Genomic DNA, 7105 nt, shown 5'->3' with positions numbered 1-7105 from the left:
GTGGTGGGGTTGGTGGGGTTGGTGCCGGGGGCGGTGCGGGTGGTGCGAGCGGGGGGGAGTGGGAGGGGAGGGGGGTAGGGGGCAGGGGCGGCCCCGGCCGGAAGGGGCTGGGACGGATTCCGGTCGGAACGGCCCGTGCCGCCCGTGACAGGTGGGCCGGTCGGAGGGTCGCTGTTCACGGGCCTCGGCCGGACGCCGGCGCCCCCCGCCTCCCCTCCCCGGGTTCCGTAGGCAGTCGGTACGCGGGCAGGCGGTACGGAGTTGTTCCGGTTCTCAGGTCCCGGACCTTCCGCCCTCGGTACGGGATCCGAGCCCATGGGCTCCGGATTCCGTGCTCGGGAACCAGGTATCGGGGACCAGGGGCCAGGGATCGGGGACCGGGGACCGGGGGCCACCATCCACGGCTCCGACCCCCGGGCTCACGATCCACGCTCCCCAGCCCCACTCGGCCCCCGCCCGGCCCCAAACGGCCCACCGGCCCACCAGCTCACCAGCTCACCAGCTCAGGGCCCCAAAGCCTCACCCCGTAAGGGATTCCCCGCACCCGTCCGCGATGTCCGTGACGTCCCTGAAGCCGCGTGACTCCAGGAGGGCGGAGGCGATCAGGGAACGGTTGCCGCTGCGGCAGTAGAGGACGACGGGGCGGGCCGGGTCGAGTTCGGCGGTGCGGGCGGGGAGCGCGGCCAGGGGGATGTTGCGGGCGCCGGGCAGGGCGCCGGTGGCGTACTCGGCCGGGTTGCGGACGTCGATCAGCTGGATTCCGGCCGCGGGGTCGAAGGGGAGTCGCGGGAGCAGGTCGGCCAGCCGGACGCGGTGGCTGGGGCGGGTCAGGTCCGGGGCGTCGGCCAGTGCCGTTGACGGGTCGGGCAGGTGGCCGAGGACCCGGTCGTAGCCGATGCGGGCCAGGCGGAGGCGGGCCTCATGCTCCGTTCCCGGGTCGGCGAGGAGGACGATCGGGGTGCCGGGGGCGATCACGGTGCCGGCGTACTCCGCGAAACGGGTGTCCAGGCCGGCGTGCAGCGAGCCGGCGAGGTGGGCGCGGGCGTAGGCGGCGGCCGGGCGGCAGTCGAGCAGCGCGGCGCCGTGCTCGTCGCGGGCGGTGAGCGCCTCGGCCAGGGTGAGCGGGGCGGGCGGCGCGGGGTCCCTCGGGGGGTGGCCGTCCCGGTTGAGGGCCGCGTCATGGGCGAAGTAACCGGGGGCGGCGGGCTGTCCGGCGGTGACCAGCCGGACGAACTCGTCCTGGGTCATCGGCTGGAGCGCGTAGTTGAGGCGGCGCTGGTCGCCGATGGTGGAGCTGGTCTCGGTGGAGATGTTGCGGCCGCAGGCGGAACCGGCGCCGTGTGCGGGAAAGATCCGGGTCGCGTCCGGGAGGGCCAGCAGTTTGGTGTGCAGGGAGCGGTGCAGGCGTACGGCCATGTCCTGGGGCGAGTGGCCGGCGGCGGAGAGCAGGTCGGGGCGTCCGACGTCGCCTACGAAGAGGGTGTCGCCGGTCAGCACGCCGAACGGGATCTCGTCGTCGGGGTTTTCCCGGATGACCAGGCAGATGGATTCCAGGGTGTGGCCGGGGGTGGCCAGGACGGTGAGGGTGACCCCGGACCCGGGCCCGGATTCTTCCCCGGTTTCCGGCCCGTAGGGGGTGGGCGGTATGCCCAGGTAGAGGCGTTCGCCGTCGTGTAAACGCCGGATGGGGAAGCCGGTTTCGGCGGCCTCGCCGAAGGCGATCTCGGCGCCGGTCGCCCGGGCCGCCTCCAGGTGCCCGGAGAGGAAGTCGGCGTGGACGTGGGTCTCGATGACCAGCTCGATGCGGAGGCCGGCCGCTTCCGCGTCGGCCAGGTAGGTGTCGATGTCGCGGCGCGGGTCGACGAGGACGGCGCGCCCGGTCTTCTCGTCGCCGATCAGGTACGACGCCTGGGAGAGGCAGTCGAGGTAGTACTGCGCGAAGTGCACGGTCGGCCTCCAGGGGTGCGGTTCGGCGCGGTGCCAGGTGCGGTGCCCGTATACGCGGGGTCCGGTGCGGTGCCCGGGTGCGGCACCCGATGGTCGGCGCCCGGTACGCGGGTGCCCGCGGGTGCTTCCGTACGGGCGGGTGGGCGCCGGTGCGCGGCGGACGGGGCGTGACTACGGGCCAGGGTGGGCGCTCGGGTGGGTCGAGTGGGGTGGACGGGTTGGGTGGGTCGGGTGGTCCAGGTGGGTTGGTTGAAACGGTCGTGACTGGCGTGCGTTGTGCGGATGCACGGATGTACGTACATTAAGTATCCGATCGGCGAGGGGACAAGCCGGGTCCCCCTTTCCGCGACAGGCCGGTTGACGGACGAGAGGAACGAGATGACGCCGCCTCAGCACGGCTCGACGGGCGCACACCACCGGGACACCCCGGAAGGCCGCCCGGGCAGCAGCACCCCGGGCGGCCCCGAGGGCGCCCCGGGCGGCGACCCCGAGATTCGTGCCCACGACCCTTACGGGCCGCGCCCGTTGGACCGCGGCTCACCGCTGCCCCTGTGGGCGCAGCTCCTGGCCGATCTGCGGCGGCGGATGGACGCCGGCGCGTTCACCGAGGAGTTCCCGGCCGAGCACCGGCTGACGGGCGAGTACGAGGTCAGCCGGCACACCGTCCGGGAGGCGCTGCGCAAGCTGCGCGCGGACGGCCTGGTCATCGCCGAACGCGGCCGCGCCAGCCGGCTCGACACCCGCCGCATACAGCAGCCGCTCGGCTCCCTCTACAGCCTCTTCCGCGATCTGGAGGCGCAGGGCGTGGAGCAGCGCAGCGAGGTGCTGCGGCTGGAGCGCACCGCGGACGCGACGGTCGCCGGTCACCTAGGGGTCGTCCCGGACGCGCCCCTGGTGGTCCTGGAGCGCCTGCGGCTCGCGGACGGCGAACCGCTCGCCCACGACACCGCTTACCTCCCGGCGGACATCGCCGAGCCCCTGCTGGACGCGGACTTCGGGCACACCTCGCTCTACGGGGAGCTGGCGCGGCGGTGCGGGGTGAAGGTCAGCGGCGGGCGGGAACGGATCGCTCCGTTCCTGCCGGACATCCGGCAGGCGTGGCTGCTGGGGCTGGCCGACCGCGAGGCGGCGTTCGCCATCGAGCGCCTCGGCCGGGCCGGTGAACGGCCCGTGGAGTGGCGCGAGACAGTGGTCCGCGGCGACCGGTTCGCGTTCGTCGCGGAGTGGTCGGACGCGAGCCGGGCGGTCGCCCTCGCCCCGCGCGCCGCGGCGCCGTCCGCGTAACGGGCCGTGACCCCCCTCATAGCCGCCGCCGCGCTGCCCTGCGGGCTGCTGATCGGGCTGCTGCTGGGCGCGCTGGGCGGCGGCGGATCGGTGCTGGCGGTGCCCGCCCTGGTCTATCTGCTGGGCCAGTCCCCGCACGCGGCGACCACGGGCGCCCTGGTGGTGGTCGCGGTCGGCGCGGTCAGCGGCCTGGTCTGCCACGCCCGGGCGGGCCGGGTCCGCTGGGGCGCCGGCGCGGCGTTCGGCGCCCTGGGGACGGCCGGGAGCTTCGCCGGCTCCCGTTGGAGCGCGGCCCTGGACCCCTCGGTCCTGATGGCGGCGTTCTCCGGGTTGATGCTCGTGGTGGCCGCGGGGATGGTGCTCCGGGGCGCGCGGGCGCGGGGGCGCGTGGCGGTGCCTACGGGGCATACGCGATCTCTGGGGCGCCCCTTGAGGGTACGGGTGCGCCGGATGCTCGTCCGCCCCCTAGGGGTGCGGATACGTCCCTTACGGGGGCCGAGTTGTCCCCTACGGGATGGGGAGCGTCCCGTAAGAGGTGGGGTTCCTCCCTTACGGGACGGGGAACGGCTCCTCCGCGCCAACGGCCCCCAGCCCCGGGACCGGCCCGAGCCCCGATCGCAGCAGGGCCCCCGGCCCAGACCCCGGCCCTTGCGGACGGTGGTGACCGCTTCCTCGGTCGGGTTGCTGACCGGCTTCTTCGGGGTGGGCGGCGGGTTCGTCGTCGTACCGGCGCTCACCCTCGTCCTCGGGCTGGAGATGCCGGTCGCCGTGGGGACGTCCCTGCTGGTGATCCTCATCAACTCAGGGGCGGCGCTGGCCACTCGGGCCGGTACCGGGCCCGTGGACTGGCCGCTGCTGGCCACCCTCGCGGCGTGTGCCGCGGCCGGCAGCCACCTCGGCAACCGGCTCGCCGGCCGCCTCCGCCCGCAGACCCTCACGGCCTCCTTCGCCGCCCTGGTCACCGTCCTGGCGCTGGCGATGGCGGCCACCACACTGCCCGATCTCTAGGGGCTGTCCGCAAAGTCCCGGCCCTCCCGCACGGACCCTCGAAGCCACCGACCCACCACCCACCGCCCATCGCCCACCACCCAGCGACCCCCCAATCACCCCCAACAAACCCCCGGCCAACCCCCAGCCATCCCCCATTTCCCCCCCCGACCCGAAAGGCACGACCCCCATGACCGACCGACCCGCAGACTGCGCGCCCCCGGCGCCCACCACCACCGCCACCACCACCGCCCCCGGGGACCCCTCCCCCGCCCCCGTCCGCCACCACCAGGTCCTCATCGTCGGCGGCGGCACCGCGGGCATCACCGTCGCCGCCCGGTTACGGCGTGCCGGGCTGCGGGACATCGCGCTGCTGGAGCCCGCCGAGACGCACTGGTACCAGCCGCTGTGGACCCTGGTCGGCGGCGGTCAGGCGCCGTTGCGGGCCGCACTGCGCCCCGAGGCCGAGGTCATCCCGCCCGGTGTGCGCTGGCTGCGTGAACGGGCCACGGCCGTCGACCCGGTGGCGCGTACCGTCACCACCGCCACCGGCCGGGTCTTCTCCTACGGGCGGCTGGTGCTGGCCCCGGGGCTGAGCCTCGACTGGGACGGGGTGCCGGGCCTGGCGGCGGCGGTCGGCCACGACGGCGTGAGCAGCAACTACCGGGCCGATCTCGCCCCGTACACCTGGGAGCTGATCCGCCGGATGCGGCGCGGCACCGCCGTGTTCACCATGCCGTCCGGGCCGGTGAAGTGCGGCGGCGCCCCGCAGAAGATCGCGTACCTGGCCGCGGACCACTGGCGCAAGCGCGGTGTCCTGAGCGACATCCGGGTCGTGCTCGCGCTCCCGGAGCCGTCGCTCTTCAAAGTGCCGGTCTTCGCGCGCGCCCTGGAGGGCGCCGCCCGCCGCTACGGCATCGAGGTGCGCCTGCGGACCGAACTGACCCGTCTGGACGGGCCGGAGCGGGCCGCGGTCCTCACCGACCACGCCACGGGCCGCGCCGAGACCGTCGAGTACGACCTGCTGCACGCGGTCCCGCCGCAGCGGGCCCCGCGGTGGCTCGCGGACGGACCGCTGGCCGACCCCGACTCCCCCTACGGGTACGTCAAAACGGACCCGCACACGCTCCAGCACCCTGATTTCCCCACCGTTTTCGCCCTGGGGGACGTGGCGAACCTCCCGACCTCCAAGACCGGTGCGGCGATCCGCAAACAGGCCCCGGTGCTGGTCGCCAACCTCCTCGCGGGCCTCCGGGGCCGGCCGGCCGCCGCCCGCTACGACGGCTACACCTCCTGTCCGCTGGTCACCGCCCGGCACAAGATGCTGCTGGCCGAGTTCGACTACGACCTGCGCCCGGCCCCCTCGTTCCCCTTCCTGGACACCACCCGGGAGCGCACCGATATGTGGTTCCTGAAGCGGTACGGGCTCCCGCAGTTGTACTTCCAGGGGATGCTCAAGGGCCGGGCGTGAATCACGCGAAGTCGGCCACCACGCAGCCCACGTTGTCCGGTGCGCCCGCCTCCCGGGTGAGGCGGACGAGTGCGGTGACGGCCTGCTGCGGGGTGGCCGCCTCGGTGAGGGCCGCCTGGATCGCCTCGGGCGGGACGACGCCGGTCAGACCGTCCGTGCAGAGCAGATAGCGCTCCCCGGGCCGGACGTCGAGGACGTCCAGATCGGGGGCGAAGTCGGCGCCGCCGCCCAGGGACCGCAGCAGCAGCGCGCGGTCCGGGTGCGACGGCGCCTCCTCGGGCGTGAGCCGGCCCTCGTCGACGAGGGCCTGCACCACGCTGTGGTCATGGGTGATCCGGAACAGGCCGGAGTCGCGCAGCACATACGCCCGTGAGTCGCCGATGTGCAGCAGCGCCAGCCGGGAGCCGGAGTGCAGCAGGGCGGTGAGGGTGCTTCCGGTCGCCTCGCCGTCCCCGGCTCCCGCAGCCGCTTCCGACGCGCCGCCCCCGCCGGTTCCCGACGCCCCGGCCCGGACACCGGGACGACCGGGCGCCGGGGTTGTGGCCCGATGGGCGGACAGGGCGGCGTCCGCCAGCATGCCCGGCAGGTCCGCCGCCGGCAGAGCGGCCAGGTCCTGGTCCTCCAGGGCCTTCAGCGCCTCGATGGCGGCGGTGGCCGCCGGGCCGCCACCGGGGCCGTAGCCATCGGCGACCGCCAGGAGGTGCCGGCCGGCGTAGGCGGCGTCCTGGTGGACGGTGCGGACCAGTCCCTGGTCCGTGAGCGCGGCGCAGCGCATCGCCAACGGGCCGGCGGTGTACGGGTGTTGATCGGTCATCGCGGGGTCCTTCCGTGTCAGCTGGTCGACGAGGAAGGCGGCCAGGTCCCGGCGGGCAGCGACCTCGGACTCGACCCGCTCCCAGTACGCGGCGACCGCGCGGGCCGCCGGACCGGGTGCCAGCTCGCACACCTCGCGGATCCGGGCCAGCGGCATCCCGAGCCGGCGCAGCCAGGCGACCAGCCGGGCCCGCTCCAGCTGTGCCGGGGCGTAGTGGCGGTAGCCGCTGTGCGGGTCCACGTGGGCGGGGGTCAGCAGGCCGAGCTCGTCGTACAGGCGCAGGGCCTTGGGCGAGAGCCGGGAGGCCCGGGCGAACGCCCCGATGGTGAGCAGTTCCCCGTGGCCCCCGTGGCCCCCGTGTTCCGCGTCCACCCTCGGCACCCCCGCCTCCCCCGCTCACCGTCCGCATCCGCGATGTTTCACACCGGCCATGTTTCACAGCCGCCATGTTTCACGTGAAACAACGACCGGCAATCGCCGCGCGGCGGCCACCGCCCACTTCCTCGTACCGGGCCTCTCGCCCGGCCCCACCGATGCTGGGCCTTCCCCCAAGGGCAAGGTCAACGGCGTCCCGGAGGCCCCACCGCGCCCCGCCGGCCCCG

At 74.8% G+C, this 7105-nt stretch carries 5 protein-coding genes; 3 read left to right on the top strand and 2 right to left on the bottom strand.

The features are described from left to right. Positions 1-519 precede the first annotated feature (519 nt). A complete protein-coding gene (locus ADL22_RS09215; protein WP_066975626.1) occupies positions 520-1947 on the bottom strand; it encodes an MBL fold metallo-hydrolase in 1428 nt (475 codons plus the stop codon). 378 nt (positions 1948-2325) lie between these two features. Here ADL22_RS09215 and ADL22_RS09210 point away from each other — a divergent pair, with 378 nt between their 5' ends. The 3 genes from ADL22_RS09210 to ADL22_RS09200 all read left to right on the top strand — a co-directional run bounded on the left by ADL22_RS09210 (position 2326) and on the right by ADL22_RS09200 (position 5689). Next, positions 2326-3231 carry a GntR family transcriptional regulator gene (locus tag ADL22_RS09210; protein WP_234430612.1) on the top strand — a complete coding sequence of 302 codons (906 nt, stop codon included), beginning with the start codon at positions 2326-2328 and terminating at the stop codon, positions 3229-3231. 6 nt (positions 3232-3237) lie between these two features. Beyond that, complete coding sequence (locus ADL22_RS09205) at positions 3238-4239, top strand: sulfite exporter TauE/SafE family protein (protein WP_066975624.1); 1002 nt, start codon at positions 3238-3240, stop codon at positions 4237-4239. A 169-nt stretch (positions 4240-4408) separates the two neighbouring features. Continuing rightward, on the top strand, positions 4409-5689 hold the full coding sequence (locus tag ADL22_RS09200) for an NAD(P)/FAD-dependent oxidoreductase (RefSeq protein ID WP_234430611.1): 1281 nt from the start codon (positions 4409-4411) through the stop codon (positions 5687-5689). Between the two features lies 1 nt (position 5690). Here the strand turns inward: ADL22_RS09200 and ADL22_RS09195 are convergent, their stop codons facing one another. After that, positions 5691-6875: a MerR family transcriptional regulator gene (locus tag ADL22_RS09195; protein WP_234430610.1), complete on the bottom strand. Its 1185-nt coding sequence runs from the start codon at positions 6873-6875 to the stop codon at positions 5691-5693. Positions 6876-7105 lie beyond the last annotated feature (230 nt).

The sequence above is a fragment of the Streptomyces sp. NRRL F-4489 genome (assembly GCF_001509485.1).
Taxonomy (GTDB): Bacteria; Actinomycetota; Actinomycetes; order Streptomycetales; family Streptomycetaceae; genus Streptomyces.
This window is presented reverse-complemented; position numbering and strand designations above follow the sequence as displayed.